Below are 17,586 nucleotides of genomic sequence, written 5' to 3' on the forward strand. Positions count from 1 at the left end.
CAAAAAACGAGCAAGTCTACACCGCTCGCCGGGGGAGGACAAAACTCAACAAGAACAACGCGGCGGCGCATACCACTATAGACGGTCCAGCCGGGGTGTCTTTGAACCACGATAAGGCCAGCCCGCCACAGACTGCAACCACGCCAAGCGCACTGGCGCCCAAAGCCATTTGCTCGGGGGAACGTGAGTGGCGTTGCGCGGCGGCTGCAGGAATGATCAGCAGCGAGGTGATCAGCAGGACACCAACGATTTTCATGGCCACCGCAATCACAATCGCGATCAGCAACATCAATGTCATGCGCAAGGCCGCGACGGGTAAGCCTTCGACGGTCGCCAGTTCTTCATGCACCGTAATGGCCAGCAATGGTCGCCACAGGGCGACGATCAGCGTCAGTACCGCCGCGCTGCCGCCCATAATCCAGGCCAGATCGGTGGGGCTGATCGCCAGCAGGTCACCAAACAGATAACCCATCAGGTCAATACGAACGTTGTGCATGAAGCTGAGGACTACCAGCCCCAGTGACAACGTACTGGGCGCGAGAATCCCCAGCAGCGTGTCCGATGCCAGCGCCTGGCGCTGTTGCAGCGTCACCAACAGGATCGCCAGCAGGAGGCAACCGACGGTAACCGCCAGCGCCGGGCTGATATCCAGCACAAAGCCCAATGCCACGCCGAGCAAGGCCGCATGGGACAGGGTGTCGCCGAAATAAGCCATACGCCGCCAGACCACGAACGAACCCAAAGGGCCTGCAACTATTGCCAGCGCCAGACCCGCGAGCAAGGCATAGAGTAAAAAGTCAGCCATGCTTGCAGTTGTCTCCGTGGACATGAGTAGGGGGCGTGCCGGGCGCTGATGCAGCCTCTTCGACCACTGCGCCGTGTAAGTCATGGGCGTGATCGTGGTGGTGGTGATAGATCGCCAGGCTTTGCGCGTTTTTGCCGAACAATTCGACAAACGCCGGATCGTTGCTGACTTGCTCCGGGTGGCCTGAGCAGCACACATGCCGGTTCAGGCAAACTACCTGGTCGGTGGTGCTCATGACCAGGTGCAGGTCATGGGACACCATCAGCACGCCGCAGCCGTAGCGGTCGCGCAGGCGGGTGATCAAGCTGTACAGCTCAGTCTGGCCAGCCACGTCGACACCTTGCACGGGCTCATCAAGGACCAGCAACTCGGGTTCACGCAATAATGCCCGGGCCAGCAGCACGCGCTGCATCTCGCCGCCGGATATCCCTTGCAGCGGGCTGTCGATGACTTTCTCGGCACCTACTTCGATCAACGCCGCCAGCGCTCGTGGCCGGTCAACGCCGGGGACCAGTCGCAGAAAGCGCAGCACCGACAGGGGTAATGTGGGGTCCACATACAGCTTTTGCGGCATGTAGCCGACACGCAACTTCGGTTTGCGCCAGACGCTGCCCGAGTTCGGTTTGAGCAGGCCCAGAACCGCCCGCACCAACGTGGTTTTGCCTGCGCCGTTAGGCCCGATCAGGGTCACGATTTCGCCCGGTTTTACGCTGAGCTGAATGTTTTCCAGCACGTTTTGCCCGGCAAACGTAACGGTGACCTGATCGAGACGGATCAATGCAGTGCTCATCAGGCCGCCTTGCAGCCCGAACACAGGCCAACAATTTCGACCGTTTGCCCTTCTACGGTGAAACCCACCTCCGCCGCAGCGGCGATGATTGCCTTGCTGATGGCTGGGTGTTGCAGCTCGATAGCGGCATGGCACTCCCGGCAGATCAGAAACTGGCCCTGGTGCGCGTGCGTCGGGTGATTGCAGCCGGTAAAGGCGTTGAGCGATGCGATGCGGTGGACGAGGCCGTTTTCCAGAAGGAAATCCAGCGCGCGGTACACGGTGGGCGGCGCGGCGCGGCGGCCGTCTTCTTCACTGAGGACCGCGAGAATGTCATAGGCGCCCAACGGTTTATGACTCTGCCAGACCAGTTCCAGCACGCGGCGACGCAGAGCGGTCAGGCGCAGACCTTGGCTCGCGCACAGCGCATCAGCCTCGGAGAGCGCGGTGTGCACGCAATGTGAGTGATCATGGGGGCGACTGGCCAGCGGTGTGTTGAGCATGGGCGGCGACGACTTTTGTGAGAGACGTTATTATGTTACCTGTTCCTGCCTCCTTGAGTGGTCATCGTGTTCCGTCTTTTTGCCATTTTTATTGCTTTAAGTGCCAGTTTGCTGGTGATCAGCCCCGCTCACGCCGAGGTTCGGGTGCTGACCAGCATTAAGCCGTTGCAGCTGATTGCCGCTGCGGTGCAGGACGGCGTGGGCTCGCCAGAGGTGCTCTTGCCGCCCGGTGCGTCGCCGCATAACTACGCCTTGCGCCCGTCCGACGTACGGCGCGTGCGTGAAGTCGATTTGTTTTATTGGATCGGTCCAGACCTGGAAAGCTTCCTGCCTCGTGTGTTGCAAAGCCGAACGCTGCCGGTGGTGACGGTGCAATCGTTGCCGGAGTTGCGCCTGCGTCACTTCGCGGCGGACAGCCAGTCCCATGAGGCTGCCGATCCCGCCGAACATGACCACGACCATCGCCCCGGCAGTCTGGATGCCCACTTATGGCTGTCATCGGTCAATGCGCGGGTGATCGCTGCGCGTATGGCCACTGATTTAAGTGCGGCCGACCCCACCAACGCGGCCCGCTATAAAAGCAATGTGAAGGTGTTCGATGAACGCCTCGACGCCATGGATGCGCGGGTAAAGGCGCGGGTTGCGGACGTCGCAGGAAAACCGTTCTTCGTGTTCCATGAAGCATTCGATTACTTCGAGGATGCCTACGGTCTCAAGCATACGGGGGTGTTCAGCGTCGCCGCTGAAGTGCAGCCCGGCGCGCAGCATGTTGCCGCCATGCGCGCGCGGTTGAGCGAAGTGGGCAAGACCTGCGTGTTCAGCGAGCCGCCGATGCGTCCGCGTCTGGCCGAAACCCTGACTGCGGGGCTGCCGGTCAAACTGGCGGAACTCGATGGATTGGGCGGCTACACCCCTGCCACCGCTCAGGGTTATGAGCAGATGGTGGAAAAGCTGGGTAATGATTTGGCAGGGTGTCTGGAGTCGCTTTGATGGGGCGGTGTCTGAGTCATTGCTTTTCAGGCGAGTGAGTTCGCTCCCACAGATTGAGAGCGAACTCATTCGTGAAGCGTACGCCGCTGACTACAGGGCGAACGGCAGCGGCGTATGCACGTGCTGGCGCTGGGCCAAACGTTGCTGAAACTCCATAGGGTCATGGATCAGTACGTCCTGCCCGGCAAAGGATTCCGCCGCGATCAGGCGTGACAGCCAGAAACGCACGCAGGCTACGCGCAGCATGGTCGGCCACAGTTCGGCTTCGCCGGCGGTGAACGGACGCAAACCGGCGTAGGCACCGAGCAAGGCACGGGCGCGCGCACCGTCGATCTGACCGTCTTCTTCAGAGCACCAGTCATTGAGGGCAATGGCCAGGTCGTAAAGCATTGGCCCGGAGCAGGCGTTGTAGAAATCGATCAGCCCGGTCAAGTGCGTGCCTTCGAACAAGGCGTTGTCGCGAAACAGGTCGGCGTGCAGGTTGGCGCGTGGCAAGGCCATGATTCTCGGCGCGAGCCGTTCGAACTCTTCAAGTGCCGCCTGCAGCAGTGCGCTTTGCGTCGTGTCCAGGTGCGGCATCAACGTCGCGCCTTCGGCCTGCATCCAGTCCAGCCCCCGATCAGTCTTGCGCTCCAGCACATGCCCATGCGTGGCCAGATGCAAATGCCCCAGCAATTCGCCGATCTGTACGCAATGCTGGGTGTTCGGTTCGCTAACGTGTTTGCCCGGGAGCCTTGGCTGCAGCAGTGCCGGCTTGCCCGCCAGCTCGCGTAATGCGTGGCCGTCGGTGGTGCGTAGGGCGTAAGGCACCGGCAGATTGGCGTCGTGCAGTACGTCGAGCAGCTTGATGAAAAACGGTAGATCCTTGACTGGCCCGCGTTCAACCAGGGTCAGAACGAACTCGCCCTGCTCCAGGCTGACGAAGAAATTGCTGTTCTCGCTGCCGGCAGCAATGCCCTGAAAATCATGTAGACGGCCAAGCCCATAAGGGGCGAGAAACGTTTCCAGCTCAGGTCGAGCCAGGGGGGTAAATACGGACATGGTCAAGACTGCCAGTAAACAAAGTGAATGTTAGGCACTACCACTCGAAGATTTTCCATTCGGGAATCAGCATGTCCGGTTGGTCCGAACGAATGAAGTTGGCCTGAGTGCCATCGGAGCGTACTAGAAAGTACGGTTTACCGCCTTTGGGTGTGATCTTGATTGCGTAAAGAAACCCGTTCTGGCGGTATTCCTGAATGGTTTTGTCGCCTTCGGTGCGGATGGTAACGTCTGGATCCGCAGAAGGAGCCCCAGTGTCAGCAGCAACTGCAACCAGCGGGCAAAGTGCCAACAGGCTGGCCAGCAACAGGCGATTTGTTGTGCGCATGATAACCTTGTCCTTTTGTCGTCATTGGTCCTCGCATTCTAGCGCCGACCCCGCTGAAAAGGTTGATCTTGCTCATGAACCAAGCACCCCTCGTCCTGGTGGACGGTTCTTCCTATCTTTACCGTGCCTTTCACGCGCTACCGCCACTCGCTACGTCCAGGGGATTGCCTACGGGGGCGGTCAAGGGTGTGCTGAACATGCTCAAAAGCCTGCGTCGGCAGTATCCTGAAAGCCCGTTTGCCGTGGTTTTCGACGCAAAAGGCGGCACGTTCCGCGATGCGTTGTTTGCCGAATACAAGGCTAATCGCCCAAGCATGCCCGACGATCTGCGGGTGCAGGTCGATTTGCTTCACGCCTGCGTCAAAGGTCTGGGCTACCCGCTGCTCTGCGTCGAAGGCGTCGAGGCCGATGACGTGATCGGTACGCTGGCCCGCAGCAGCGCGGCCGCCAACCGCCCGGTGATTATCTCTACCGGCGACAAGGACATGGCGCAACTGGTCGATGGGCACATTACCTTGGTCAATACGATGACCGGTAGCGTGCTGGATGTGGCTGGCGTGAAAGAGAAGTTTGGTGTCGGTCCTGAACACATCATCGATTATCTGGCGCTGATGGGGGACAAAGTCGACAACATTCCGGGCGTGCCCGGTGTTGGCGAAAAAACCGCGGTCGGCCTGTTGGTCGGTATCGGCGGTGGTCTTGTCGAGCTGTACGCAAACCTGGACAAGGTTGCCGCACTGCCGATTCGTGGCGCGAAAACCCTGTCGGCCAAGCTTGAAGAACACAAGGACATGGCGTTCCTGTCCTACGAGCTGGCGACGATCAAAATCGACGTGCCATTGGACGTCGAGCTGGACGCCCTGCACTGCGGCGAACCGGATCGCGAGAAGCTGGTCGAGCTGTACACCGAACTGGAGTTCAAAAGCTGGATTGACGAATTGCAGCGCGAAGCCAAGCGCGCCGGTGAGGAAATCGTCGTTGCACAGGAGCCGGTGGTCACCGAAGCGCGCTACGAAACCATTCTTGAACAGGATCAGTTCGAGGCCTGGTTGAGGAAGTTGAGCGACGCCAAGCTGTTTGCCTTCGTCACCAAGAGCAACGGTCCGGACGCACAAAAGGCGCAGTTGGTCGGCATGTCGTTTGCGGTCAAGACCAACGAAGCGGCTTATATCCCGCTGACCCACTCATACATGGGCGTGCCCCAGCAACTGGATCGAGACACCGTGCTCAGGGCGCTTCAGCCGCTGCTTGAGGACCCCGGGAAGGTCAAGGTCGGTCAGCACGCCAAGTTCGATATCAACATCCTCGCCAACTGCGCCATTGGCGGTGATCAGCGCCAAGGTATCACCGTGCGGGGCCTGGCGTTCGACACCATGCTCGAATCCTATGTGCTCGACTCCACTGCGACCCGGCACGACATGGACAGCCTGGCCCTCAAATACCTGGGCCACACGACCACCAGCCTGCAAGACATTGCCGGCAAGGGCGTGAAACAACTGACTTTCGATCAGATCGCGCTGGAGCAAGCCGCGCACTTTGCCGCCGAAGACGCGGATGTAACCCTGCGGTTGCATGAAGCCCTGATGGAAAAGCTCGCCCTTACACCAAGCCTGGTGCCGGTACTCACCGACATCGAAATGCCATTGGTACCGGTGTTGGCGCGAATAGAGCGTCAGGGTGCGTTGGTCGATGCCAAATTGTTGGGTATTCAGAGCGTCGAACTGGGCGAGAAAATGATCGCCCTGGAGCGAGAGGCGTTTGCTATCGCCGGCGAGGAGTTCAACCTCGGCTCACCCAAGCAGCTCGGGGTCATTTTGTACGAAAAGCTCGGTCTTCCGGTCCTCAGCAAAACGGCCAAAGGCCAGGCGTCTACCGCAGAAGCGGTGTTGGCCGAGTTGGCTGAGCTGGATTACCCGCTGCCTAAAGTGCTGATGCAGTACCGCTCCATGAGCAAACTGAAGAGTACCTACACCGACCGTTTGCCGGAGCAGATCAACCCACGCACCGGGCGCGTTCATACGTCCTACCATCAAGCGGTTGCGGCGACCGGGCGCTTGTCGTCCAGTGATCCTAACCTGCAGAACATCCCGATCCGCTCGGCCGAAGGGCGTCGGATTCGTCAGGCTTTCGTCGCGCCCAAGGGCTACAAGCTGCTGGCCGCCGACTATTCGCAGATCGAGCTGCGAATCATGGCGCACCTGGCCAAGGACGAAGGGTTGCTGCATGCCTTCCGCAACAACCTGGATGTGCACCGTGCGACGGCTGCCGAAGTGTTTGGCGTCGAGTTGGAGGACGTCACCACCGACATGCGCCGCAAGGCCAAGGCGATCAATTTCGGTTTGATCTACGGCATGAGTGCGTTTGGTCTGGCGAAACAGATCGGTGTCGACCGCAAACAGTCGCAGGCGTATATCGACCGCTATTTTGCGCGCTATCCCGGTGTGCTGGATTACATGGAGCGCACGCGCGCGCAAGCGGCCGAGCAGGGCTTTGTAGAAACTCTTTTCGGCCGTCGGCTCTATCTGCCGGATATCAATGCCAAGAACCAGGCCTTGCGCAAAGGTGCGGAGCGTACTGCGATCAATGCGCCTATGCAGGGCACTGCAGCCGACATTATCAAGAAAGCCATGATTGCGGTCGATGGATGGCTGACTGACTCCGGTCTGGATGCCAGGGTCATTCTTCAGGTCCACGATGAATTGGTGCTGGAAGTGCGCGAAGACCTCGTTGAGCAGGTGCGTGAGGAGATTCGGCACTACATGAGTGGGGCAGCTAAACTCGATGTGCCGCTACTCGTCGAAGTAGGTGTTGGCAACAACTGGGACGAAGCACACTGATTGTGCTGAATAAACGTGCCTGGACTGCGACTTAAAGTCGCAGTCCAGCAGGTGTTTCGCCCCGGTTTCTCAGCTTATTCCTGAAATGAAGCACCGCTATAGCGAACCGCATCTAGATGCTCAGGAACTAAATCGGAGAATTCCCAGTCAGAGATTGGGAATGGGTGTGAAGCCCTTCAAGCTCCTAATGTTGTGTTAAGTGTTGGCAGATATCTGGACCACGCCCTAATGGTCTGGATCTTAAACCCCGAACTTCCCCCTCCCCATAAGAAGTCCGGGGTTTTTTTTGCCTGCGATTTTACGTTGCAGACGGCTCGGCACCCTTGTCCGCCAGCTCCATCCATCCCGCCAATACAGTGTAGGCGTCTTCCAGGCCCATGCGCTTGGGGGCTGAAAATAACTGGATGCTCACTGCATTGCCCCAGCCTTTATGAATTTCGGCCTGCACTTTGAGCAGAGCATTTTTCGCTGCGCCGTACGTCAGCTTGTCGGCTTTGGTCAGCAGAATATGCATAGGCATGTGGCTGGCGACGGACCAATCGAGCATCAGCAGGTCGAAATCGGTCATTGGATGACGGATATCCATCATCAGAATCAAACCTTTGAGGCTTTCGCGGCTGCCTAAATAGGCTTCCAGGTGACGCTGCCAGTGCAATTTAAGCGGGATTGGCACCTTGGCGTAGCCGTAACCGGGCAAGTCCACCAGGCGACGATGATCGTCGAGACTAAAGAAGTTCAGCAGCTGTGTACGCCCTGGAGTCTTCGATGTACGGGCCAGGCTGGCGTGAGTCAGGGTGTTCAGCGCGCTCGACTTACCGGCGTTGGAACGCCCTGCGAAGGCCACTTCAAAGCCTTCGTCGTCGGGACATTGATCGACTTTGGCCGCGCTGAGCATGAAAGTTGCCTGTTGGCACAGGCCGAGGATGGGGTTCTTGAGTTGCATGGGATTTCCGATGAGGGCGGTGCCGGCAAGAGCGCGGCAAGCAGTGTCGTTTCCGTTTCAGTAGCGCCAGTATATAATGCCGCAGATTTTGTGTGCGCTTTGTCCCACCGTAGGATGAAGTTCACGGGAACGAGTGGTTTGAATTGCGCATTAGAACGCAGCACGTTCCCAACCCTGAAAAGGTCGTTTTATGAAGAAATGGCTGCTAGCTGCCGGTGTCTTGATGCCGTTTTTCAGCGCTCAGGCTACACAGGATCCGGAAGCTATGTACAACCGTGCTTGCGTGGCTTGTCATGCCGGTCAACTGCCAATGGCGCCGAAACCTGGCGACCGGGCAGTTTGGGCGCCTAGACTGTTGCAGGGTATGGATACGCTGGTGCAACACGTTACCCAGGGTTTCAAGGCAATGCCGCCGCGTGGATTGTGCATGGACTGCAGTAGCGAGGATTACCGCGCAATCATCCAGTGGATGAGCGAGTAACCCCGATACATAACTCTTTCACCCTTAGCCGTAGTTGGATTAGCTGATGAACAAATTAATCGTGAGTCTGCTGTTGACCTTGGGCATCTCTGGTATGGCCCAGGCCGCCGGTGCTGTTACCGGTGTTGTTGGCGACGCTGCTGCCGGTCAGGCAAAAGCGGCTGTGTGTGGCGCTTGTCATGGCCCGGACGGCAATAGTATGGCGCCTAACTTTCCGAAATTGGCAGGTCAGGGGCAGCGCTATCTGCTCAAGCAAATGCATGACATCAAGGATGGTAAGCGTACGGTCCTGGAAATGACCGGTCTGCTGACCAACCTGCAAGACCAGGACCTGGCTGATATTTCAGCTTACTTCTCCAGCCAGAAAGGCAGCGTAGGTGCTGCTGATCCGAAGTTGGTTGCTGCAGGCGAAGCGTTGTTCCGTGGCGGTAAACTGGAACAGGGCATGCCTGCCTGCCTCGGTTGCCACTCACCCAATGGTGCAGGTAACGTGGCTGCCGGCTTCCCGCACCTGGGTGGTCAGCACGCTACTTACGTGGCAAAACAGCTGACCTCGTTCCGTGAAGGTGATCGCACCAACGACGGCGATACCATGGTAATGCGTACCATTGCTTCGAAGCTGAGCAACAAGGACATCGCAGCGCTGTCGGCCTACATTCAAGGTCTGCATTGATCGCTGCCTGATCAGTCGGCGAACGGCTTACACTTTTCGCAATGATTTGAGGCTCTCCTGCATGGACGCAGGGTCAAAAAGGGTGGCTACGGCTGCCCTTTTTCGTGGCTGCCAGCGTTACACTAGCGAACTCAAGCCTGTCCGCCCGGTCCAACACTGGTCGCGCCAAGGCGACTTTATTTGCCCAGGAGTAAAGCATGCGTAATTTGATTCTCAGCGCCGCTCTCGTTACCGCCAGCCTGTTCGGGATGACCGCTCAGGCTGCCGAGCCTATCGAAGCCGGTAAACAGTATGTCGAGCTGAGCAGCGCTGTTCCTGTTTCCGAGCCTGGCAAGATCGAAGTAGTTGAAATGTTCTGGTACGGCTGTCCACACTGCTATGCCTTCGAGCCGACCATCAACCCATGGGCAGAAAAACTGCCTGCCGATGTGCACTTCGTGCGTCTCCCCGCCATGTTCGGCGGCCCGTGGGACGCTCACGGCCAATTGTTTTTGACCCTGCAGTCCATGGGCGTTGAAAACAAGGTTCACTCTGCCGTGTTCAATGCCATCCAGAAAGAACACAAAAAACTGACCACTCCAGACGAAATGGCTGAATTCGTCGCGACTCAAGGCGTTGACAAGGACAAGTTCCTGGCCACATTCAACTCCTTCGCGATCAAGGGCCAAATCGCAGCAGCAAAAGAACTGGCCAAGAAGTATGAAATTACTGGCGTTCCAACCCTGATCGTCAACGGAAAATACCGCTTTGACCTGGGTTCTGCTGGCGGTCCTGAACAAACATTGCAAGTCGCCGACCAGTTGATCGCCAAAGAGCGCGCTGCTGTTGCTGGCAAATAAGAGGCGTTAGCCATGCGACGCTGGGGAACGGAACGCGTTGTTGGCAGGCACGATGCGCATGTCAACGAAGACCACCTGGAAACAAGCGGCTTGCCGGCCGATGGTCGGTTGCGCTTGCTCAGCTTCAACATTCAGGTCGGTATCAGCACCGAGCGGTACCGGCACTACTTGACGCGCGGGTGGCAGCATCTGCTGCCGCATACCGGGCGAGCAGGCAACCTGCAAAAGATCGGTGATCTGCTCGGCGACTTCGATCTGGTCGCGCTGCAGGAGGCCGATGGTGGCAGCCTGCGATCAGGTTATATCAATCAAGTCGAACACCTTGCCCAGCTCGGGGCCTTCCCGTACTGGTATCAGCAACTCAATCGTAACCTCGGGCGTTTTGGCCAGCACAGCAACGGTGTGCTCAGCCGTTTGCGGCCGTGGGCGATAGAAGATCACCCGTTGCCAGGTCCTGCCGGGCGCGGGGCCATCCTGGTCCGTTTTGGCGAAGGTCCGGAAGCATTGATCGTGGTGATGATGCACCTGGCACTGGGCGCACGCGTTCGCACCCGGCAACTGGCTTACATTCGCGAGTTGATTGGTGATTATCGCCACCAGGTGTTGATGGGCGACATGAACACTCATGCCACCGACTTGCTGGAAAACTCACCGCTTCGGGATTTGGGCCTGTTGGCGCCGCAGATCGAAGCGACGTTCCCCAGTTGGCGCCCTCAGCGCTGTCTTGATCATATTTTGCTCAGCCCCAGCCTGACGCTGGAGCGAGTGCAGGTCCTGGCTCAACCCATCTCCGACCATTTGCCCGTTGCCGTGGAGATCCGCCTGCCTGCATCGTTAACGGGTGATTCGCTGCCTGTGGCCAGCACGCCTCTTCGTGGAACCCTTGGATGAGCGAAGAAGCAGAACGCTGGAAAGAAAAGTACCTGAAAAGTCTCGAACAACAGGAAAAGCTTGAAAATCGCTGGAATGCGCGACTCGATCTGCTGCGGCGTGGCCTGGTGCGCAGCAGCCTGGCCGCTGAAGGCAGTGATCGCGCCGTTGATCACTGCATGAAAGAAATGCGTGAGGTCGTTCGCAAGGATGACATGGATGCCGCCCTCGCCGCGCTTCTCCCCCGGCTGGAAAAAGCCGTGCTCGATTCGGAGCAGCGCCGCGAAACCAGAGTCGGGCAGATGGGCACGGCCTTGAACTCATTAGTTGCCCAGTTGCAGAGTCTGCCCTTGCCTCGAGAGGTGAGTCGCCCGCTCAAGAGTTTTGCCAAGCAGTTGGATGAGCGCGTTTCTCAGGCACGTGAACTGCCACTGTTGCTCGCCGAATTGAGCGCGTTGCAGGGCAAAGCGTTGATCCTGCTGGAAAACTCTGAAGAGACAAACTCACGGCCGGGACTCCTGCAGCGGTTGTTTGGTGGTCGCGAAGCTGCCAATACCGGCACGGAGCCGATGCCCGAGGCTGCGATGGGCTCGGTATTGGCGTCTGTCGAGTCGGTGATGCTGCCTGCCGAAACGCGGATTGAAAGCACAGAGGTCCCTGAGCACGCTCAAGTGGTGCAGGTCGCCTCACCCGTGCCTGCCGCTCCTGCAACCGTTCAGCGTGTTGATGACCCGGTAGAAGAGGCGCCTGAGCCTGCCGCGATAACGGTGCCAGTGCCTGCGGCTGTCAGCTCGACGCCAACGGTCGCGGCGCCTGCAGTCCTTGATGCCCGTGCGCCAACCGAGGCGCCAGTTGCCGCAGAGGTTGCGCTCGTTGTCGAAGAGGTGTTTGTCGCACCGGAGCTGATTGAGCAATTGCCAGTCGCGCTGCCTGAGCGCCTTCCAGACGCCGTCGATAGCGGCGCGCTGGCCGCTGAGCCGGTGGCTGAGAGCGTGCCGCAGCTCGATCAAGAGAATGTCGAGCAAGACGTCACCTACGACCTCCCGGCTACTCCAGAGCCAACTTACAGCTCTGTGGCGACACATATTGAAGAAACACTGCTGGGCCTGCTTGACGACCTGACCTTGCCGGAGCGTCACCAGCCTCAAGCACAGTCGATGCGGGAACGTTTGGCCAAGGGCCTGAACTGGTACGAATTGTTGCCGCTTCTAGATGACCTGGTCGTGCTGATGTTGGCGATCACGGACAGCGGGCAGCATGAGTTCGAGGTGTACCTCAAGCAACTCAACGAGCGGCTTGAGTCATTTCAGAGCAGCTTGCAGGCCGCCAGTGAGGGCCAGGCCGACAGCTGCTCTGTTGCCCGCGACATGCAAAGTGAGCTGCGTGAACAGGTCGATGGCCTGCAAAGCAGCGTGCAGGACGCAGCCGACCTGAACAGCCTCAAGCAGGTCCTAGAGAATCGTCTGGAGGGCCTGCTGGGCACGATGGATCAGCATCAGCAGCAGCATGACGAGCGGGAGCAGGAAGTCGCTGCACGGCTGCAAGGCCTGGCGAACCGGGTCGCGACCATGGAACAAGAGGCTCAGGGCTTTCGCGTGCACCTTGAGGAGCAGCGGCAGAAAGCCTTGGTCGATCCGCTGACGGGCCTGCCCAATCGTGCCGCCTGGAGTGAACGGCTGGAGCAGGAGGTCGGTCTTCGGCAAAAAAATGGCAATGAGCTGCTGCTGGGGATGATTGATCTCGATTACTTCAAAAGGATCAATGACAACTACGGCCACCTGGCGGGCGACAAGGTGCTGAAGATCATCGCCACAGAACTGCGCAAACGTCTGCGGCCCGGCGACTTTATCGCCCGTTTTGGCGGTGAAGAGTTTGTTCTATTGATCCCGCATACCCCCATGCCTGATGGTGTGGCGTTGATGGACAAGCTGCGCAGGGCCATCGAGGCCTGCCCGTTTCACTTCAAGGGCGAGCCGGTAACGGTCACCATTTCTGTGGGGATCACTGCTTTTGGGGTGGGTGAGCGTAGCGAGTTTGTGTTGAAGAGAGCGGACGAAGCGTTATACCGCGCCAAGGATGAAGGCAGAAACCGCATCGAATGCGGCTGACAGGCCCCGTGTTGAGTAATGACTAAATATTGCGTAACGCTGCTTTACTAAAGCGTTTTGTCAGCATTACGTTATGCTATTGCATTACTTGCCTATGCGTGTTCCGACCTTCCATGAAATTGCTCACCGCTTTGGTTTTGTTCATCTTCCTGACCGCGTGCACCAGCAGTGGTCCGAAGCTCGACACCAGTCACCCCTCCGCCAACCATGACAGTCGGGTCCAGTTCGTCATCGTGCACTACACCAATGCGTCGTTGGAGCGTTCCTTGGCGCTATTGACCCATGGCGAGGTCAGCAGCCATTACCTGATCGGCGATCAGTCGCGCCCCACGGTCTACAAACTGGTCGATGAAAACCTTCGCGCCTGGCATGCCGGCGAAAGCGAGTGGCAGGGCCGAACCTGGCTCAACTCCAGCTCCATCGGAATCGAAATAGTCAACCCGGGTTTCCGCGATACGCCCACTGGCAGGCTTTGGTACCCCTATACAGAGGGCCAGGTCCAGGCGTTGATCGTATTGCTCAAAGACATCGTCAAACGCAATAACATCGATCCTCGACACATCATTGGACACAGCGACATCGCTCCTCTGCGCAAGCTCGATCCGGGCCCATTGTTTCCATGGAAGCGTCTTGCGGATGAAGGGCTGGGTATCTGGCCGGATGCACAGAGGGTGGCTCAGCGCCAGGCGTCGATGATGGACAACCTGCCGAGCGTTACCTGGTTTCAGCAGCAGTTGGCGCAGCTGGGTTATGTGACTCCCCAAACGGGCGAGCTGGATGTAGCTACACGTCACGTGTTAGCGGCGTTCCAGATGCACTATCGGCCGGAGCGATTCGATGGTCAGCCGGATGTGCAGAGTGCAGCTATCCTGCAAGTGCTCAATCATTAACGCTAAAAACAGCCGGCCCGTCTGATAGGGCAGGTTATTTTCTGAGTTGTTGCTATACCTCAGTGATATTCATTTGGATAGACATTGATGTCGATGGCTGCTGCACGCACTCTGATCTTTCGTCCCTGGCTGCTGGCCTTACTGGCGGCATTGATCAGTGCTGTCTTGTTGTTAGTCGGCAGCTTTGGCTTGGTCATGCATCAAGCCAGGCAGGATGAAAGAGAACAGATGAATGCTCAGGGCGAGCGCTTTTTGGTGCGTCTGGAGCAAATGTTCGGCCAATTGCGCGAAGGTCTCGATCAGCTGGAGGCCCAGCCTTTGCGCAGCTGTAGCCCGCAAATGCTGGAACTGCTGCGTCAGGTCAGCGTCAGCTATCGGTTCGTGTATGACGCCTCGTTTGTCGGTGGGTCGCAGCCGTGTTCGAGTCGGGGGGGGCAAAACCTGGTCGATTCCCCGCGCGCTCCGGATATTCGCGGGCCTACCTATGACTATTGGCTCAATACGTCTGCCCAGCCCGATGACAATCTGGCTGCGTTGATGCTGGGACGAGGCGATTTCCGGGTGTTGACCTCTCGGGGGCACCTCACCGATGTGGTTGATCTGCCCGTCGATGGCAGTCTGTTGGTGGTGCTTGATAAAGGCGCCAGGGCCATACCGGTGTTGGGGCCTGCGCAGGCATGGCCACCGACACCGGACTGGTCGGCCGACACCCTGCAAACCTTGGTCACCACCCCCACTCAGCTTATTTACCGGATGCCCACGCAGAGCCCGGAATACCAGCTTGTACTCATCACTTCGCGCACAGGGCTACAGCCGCAAACGAGGGGTGCCTGGTGGTTGCTGATCCCGGCCAGTCTCCTGATTGCGCTGTGCATCGGTGGATTGGTGTTGCAATTGGTGCGTCAGCGCCAGTCGTTGGGCGGCGAGCTTCATGGCGCGTTGCGTCGGGGCGAATTGCAGGTGCTTTATCAGCCAATATTCGATCTCAACAGCCGCCGCTGCGTCGGTGCCGAGGCTTTGGTGCGCTGGCGTCGGCCGGATGGCAGTTTGACCAGCCCGGATCTGTTCATTCCACTGGCGGAGAACACCGGGCAGATTCGGCAAATCACCGACTTTGTTCTTCAACAATTACTGGAACAGTTAGGCCAGTTATTGCGCGCGAATCCGCATTTGTACATCTCGGTGAACCTGGCCGCATGTGATGTCATGGCCCCACGCATTGGTCGGGTAGCGGCCAGATTGCTGACGCTGCATCGGGTGGCCGCGCGTCAGATTGCGTTCGAGGTGACCGAGCGCGGGTTGATTGATGTCGTGGTGGCACGCGATCACCTGCAAGCACTGCGCGACGTCGGCCATCAGGTATTGATCGACGATTTTGGCACCGGTTATTGCAGCCTTGCGTACCTGCAAACCCTGCCTGTGGATTGCCTGAAAATCGACAAGGCATTCATCGACGCGCTGGGGCACGATGCGGCGAGCAGCGGTGTCGCGCCGTACATCATTCGCATGGCTCACGCCCTGCAGTTGCGCGTGATCGCCGAAGGGATAGAGTCAGAAGCGCAGGCCGTGCTGCTCAGCAGTGAAGGCGTGAGCTATGGCCAGGGCTGGCTGTTTGCGCGGCCATTGAGCGCAGCCAAATTTTCCGAACTGGTTACCGGCGGGCGGCGAACACTCTCCCGCCGCAACGATGATGAGGCCTGAGACCTCACGCCTAGATCGGCAATGCCATGTAGAACTGAGTGCCCTGCCCCGGTCGCGAATAGACGCCCATCCGGCCACCGTGCAATTGCACGATTTCCTTGCACAGTGCCAGACCTAGCCCTGCCCCGCCTTTCTTGCGCCCGACCTGAACGAAGGGTTCGAAAATCCGCCCTTGCTGCCCATAAGCGATGCCTTCACCGTTGTCCTCGATGCTGACGATGACACGCTCGCCGTGGCGCCGTGCCTGCAGGCGAATCAGCCCGTTCTGCGGGGTATGGCGTAGCGCGTTATCCAACAGGTTATCCAGTACGCGCTCAAGCTGCGTCTTGTCGGCGTTCACGCGTGGGAGCGGCTCCTGAATCTCGACCAGCAACGCGATATTCTGCTCATCGGCTTGTTCGGCGAAACGCTGGCGCGCCAGCTCGAGCAGATCATCAAGGGCGCAGGGGGCGAGGCTGAGTTTTTGCAGACCATTCTGGTAACGCGAGAAATTCAGTAGATCGTTGATTAACTGCATCAAACGCTGCATTTCTTCATTGACCGTATTAAGCAGGTCGGCTTCACGCGAGTCCGCGGCAAAGTGCACGCGCTCTTGAAGCAGGCCGAACGCCATGTGCATGCCGGTCACGGGGGTGCGCAATTCATGGGAAGCGCGCAGTACGAACTCGCTGCGTACCCGCTCGAATGCACGTTGTTCGGTCACGTCGCGCAGCACCATCACCGCGCCAAGGATATGGCCCTTGGTATGGCTGACGGGCGTCAAACTGTAGGTCAGCAGCCGTGACTCGCCATCGACCTCAATGGCCAGGTCGTCGGGGACACGATCCAGACTTCCGCCGCGCAGCGTCAGGTACAGCTGTTCGTCCAGCTCAGGGCGCTGCAAGGCCTCGCCCAACCCTTGACCGAGTCGGTTTTCGTCCCAGCCCAGTTGGCGTTGGGCTACTGGATTAAGGTGCTCCAAACGGCCTTGCCGGTCAATCATGAGCAACCCGTCATCGATGCTGTCAAGCACTGCTTGCAGGCGCTGCTGACCCGCGAGCAGCTCATCGATATTCGTCGCCTGATGCTGGCGCAAGGCTTCGGCCATGATCCCGAAACGTCGAGTCAGCAGGTTCATTTCCGCCGCCGAAGAAATCGGCAGCGTGACCTCGAAATTGCCTTGGCCGATATTGTCGGCGGCCTTGGCCAGTGCCTCGATAGGTGCGCCGAAACGCTGAGCAATACCGTGGGCGGTAATAAAACCGATACACAAGACGGCAATGCCCACCAATCCCAGCAGGGCGGCAATCCAGAGAGCCCTTTCTCGGGCCGTACTCTGGGTTTGATTGATGTTTTCCAGTGCTTGCCTATGGGCGTCGATCAACCCGTTGCGCAGGACATCGAAACTGTTAGTCAGCGCGACATTATCGCGGACCTCGGCGGGTTGACGTTGCGATTGCTCGAAATCCTGAATAAACCGCTGATAATCGATGCGGGCCTGAGTAAAACCGTTTTGCAGATTGCTTTGCGCTTCGTTTTCGATGCCTTGGGCCAACAGCGCTTGAAACTGCTGGCGAGCCTGCAAGACGGCGGCTCTATCGGACTGTCCTTTGAGCATCATGACCAATTGATCGCCGAGGTTCTTGCGCAACTTCAGGCCCAAGTCGAGGGTGATGAAGTTTTGCTGGACCAGCGACTCCTGGGCTTTTGCCATCTGCATCACGCTGACGAGCCCGAGCAGCAGTCCCAGCAGCGCGACCGTGATCAACGCCGAAATGCTCAGGAACAACCGGGTACGCAACTTCATCGTGAACTTCATGAATTGAGAT

The 17,586-nt window shown here is 58.5% G+C and carries 16 protein-coding genes; 9 read left to right on the forward strand and 7 right to left on the reverse strand.

Annotated elements, in window-relative coordinates; genetic code table 11:
• Positions 1-16: 16 nt before the first annotated feature.
• Genes znuB through zur form a run of 3 tightly spaced genes read right to left on the reverse strand, consistent with a single transcriptional unit; the run spans position 17 to position 2,077 of the window.
• The gene (znuB, locus tag QN399_RS17085) at positions 17-805 is read right to left on the reverse strand and encodes a zinc ABC transporter permease subunit ZnuB (RefSeq protein WP_322177179.1); all 789 of its coding nucleotides are present in this window, start codon (positions 803-805) and stop codon (positions 17-19) included.
• The gene (gene znuC, locus QN399_RS17090) at positions 798-1,595 is read right to left on the reverse strand and encodes a zinc ABC transporter ATP-binding protein ZnuC (RefSeq protein WP_322177180.1); all 798 of its coding nucleotides are present in this window, start codon (positions 1,593-1,595) and stop codon (positions 798-800) included. The genes znuB and znuC overlap by 8 nt, the downstream gene beginning before the upstream one ends.
• Entirely contained in the window at positions 1,595-2,077 is a 483-nt protein-coding gene (gene zur / locus QN399_RS17095; protein WP_322177181.1) for a zinc uptake transcriptional repressor Zur, read from the reverse strand. The genes znuC and zur overlap by 1 nt, the downstream gene beginning before the upstream one ends.
• Positions 2,078-2,143: 66 nt before the next feature.
• Here zur and QN399_RS17100 point away from each other — a divergent pair, with 66 nt between their 5' ends.
• Positions 2,144-3,067, forward strand: a complete 924-nt coding sequence (locus QN399_RS17100; protein WP_322177182.1) for a metal ABC transporter solute-binding protein, Zn/Mn family — start codon at positions 2,144-2,146, stop codon at positions 3,065-3,067.
• Between the two features lie 90 nt (positions 3,068-3,157).
• Here QN399_RS17100 and QN399_RS17105 read toward each other — a convergent pair whose 3' ends face one another.
• On the reverse strand, positions 3,158-4,108 hold the full coding sequence (locus tag QN399_RS17105; RefSeq protein WP_322177183.1) for a homoserine kinase: 951 nt from the start codon (positions 4,106-4,108) through the stop codon (positions 3,158-3,160).
• Between the two features lie 37 nt (positions 4,109-4,145).
• A complete protein-coding gene (locus tag QN399_RS17110; protein ID WP_322177184.1) occupies positions 4,146-4,436 on the reverse strand; it encodes a DUF2782 domain-containing protein in 291 nt (96 codons plus the stop codon).
• A gap of 74 nt (positions 4,437-4,510) precedes the next feature.
• On the opposite strand from QN399_RS17110, the gene polA reads away from it, so the two are divergent.
• Entirely contained in the window at positions 4,511-7,273 is a 2,763-nt protein-coding gene (gene polA, locus QN399_RS17115) for a DNA polymerase I (protein ID WP_330201303.1), read from the forward strand.
• A gap of 298 nt (positions 7,274-7,571) precedes the next feature.
• Here the strand turns inward: polA and yihA are convergent, their stop codons facing one another.
• Positions 7,572-8,216 (reverse strand): ribosome biogenesis GTP-binding protein YihA/YsxC, encoded by a 645-nt coding sequence (gene yihA / locus QN399_RS17120; RefSeq protein WP_322177186.1) that lies wholly within the window; start codon positions 8,214-8,216, stop codon positions 7,572-7,574.
• A gap of 190 nt (positions 8,217-8,406) precedes the next feature.
• Here yihA and QN399_RS17125 point away from each other — a divergent pair, with 190 nt between their 5' ends.
• From QN399_RS17125 to QN399_RS17155, 7 genes are all read left to right on the forward strand, one after another.
• The gene (locus QN399_RS17125) at positions 8,407-8,697 is read left to right on the forward strand and encodes a c-type cytochrome (protein WP_322177187.1); all 291 of its coding nucleotides are present in this window, start codon (positions 8,407-8,409) and stop codon (positions 8,695-8,697) included.
• 46 nt (positions 8,698-8,743) lie between these two features.
• Positions 8,744-9,370 carry a c-type cytochrome gene (locus QN399_RS17130; protein WP_322177188.1) on the forward strand — a complete coding sequence of 209 codons (627 nt, stop codon included), beginning with the start codon at positions 8,744-8,746 and terminating at the stop codon, positions 9,368-9,370.
• 197 nt (positions 9,371-9,567) lie between these two features.
• Positions 9,568-10,209 (forward strand): thiol:disulfide interchange protein DsbA, encoded by a 642-nt coding sequence (gene dsbA, locus QN399_RS17135; protein WP_322177189.1) that lies wholly within the window; start codon positions 9,568-9,570, stop codon positions 10,207-10,209.
• Between the two features lie 12 nt (positions 10,210-10,221).
• A complete protein-coding gene (locus QN399_RS17140; RefSeq protein WP_322177190.1) occupies positions 10,222-11,100 on the forward strand; it encodes an endonuclease/exonuclease/phosphatase family protein in 879 nt (292 codons plus the stop codon).
• Complete coding sequence (locus QN399_RS17145; RefSeq protein ID WP_330201304.1) at positions 11,097-13,187, forward strand: diguanylate cyclase; 2,091 nt, start codon at positions 11,097-11,099, stop codon at positions 13,185-13,187. The genes QN399_RS17140 and QN399_RS17145 overlap by 4 nt, the downstream gene beginning before the upstream one ends.
• 113 nt (positions 13,188-13,300) lie before the next feature.
• The gene (locus tag QN399_RS17150) at positions 13,301-14,077 is read left to right on the forward strand and encodes an N-acetylmuramoyl-L-alanine amidase (protein ID WP_322177192.1); all 777 of its coding nucleotides are present in this window, start codon (positions 13,301-13,303) and stop codon (positions 14,075-14,077) included.
• A 93-nt stretch (positions 14,078-14,170) separates the two neighbouring features.
• Complete coding sequence (locus tag QN399_RS17155) at positions 14,171-15,778, forward strand: EAL domain-containing protein (RefSeq protein WP_330201310.1); 1,608 nt, start codon at positions 14,171-14,173, stop codon at positions 15,776-15,778.
• A 10-nt stretch (positions 15,779-15,788) separates the two neighbouring features.
• Here QN399_RS17155 and QN399_RS17160 read toward each other — a convergent pair whose 3' ends face one another.
• Positions 15,789-17,576: a KinB sensor domain-containing domain gene (locus QN399_RS17160; protein WP_322177193.1), complete on the reverse strand. Its 1,788-nt coding sequence runs from the start codon at positions 17,574-17,576 to the stop codon at positions 15,789-15,791.
• Between the last annotated feature and the right edge of the window lie 10 nt (positions 17,577-17,586).

The organism is Pseudomonas sp. 10C3 (genome assembly GCF_036346185.1).
Classification (GTDB): Bacteria; Pseudomonadota; Gammaproteobacteria; order Pseudomonadales; family Pseudomonadaceae; genus Aquipseudomonas.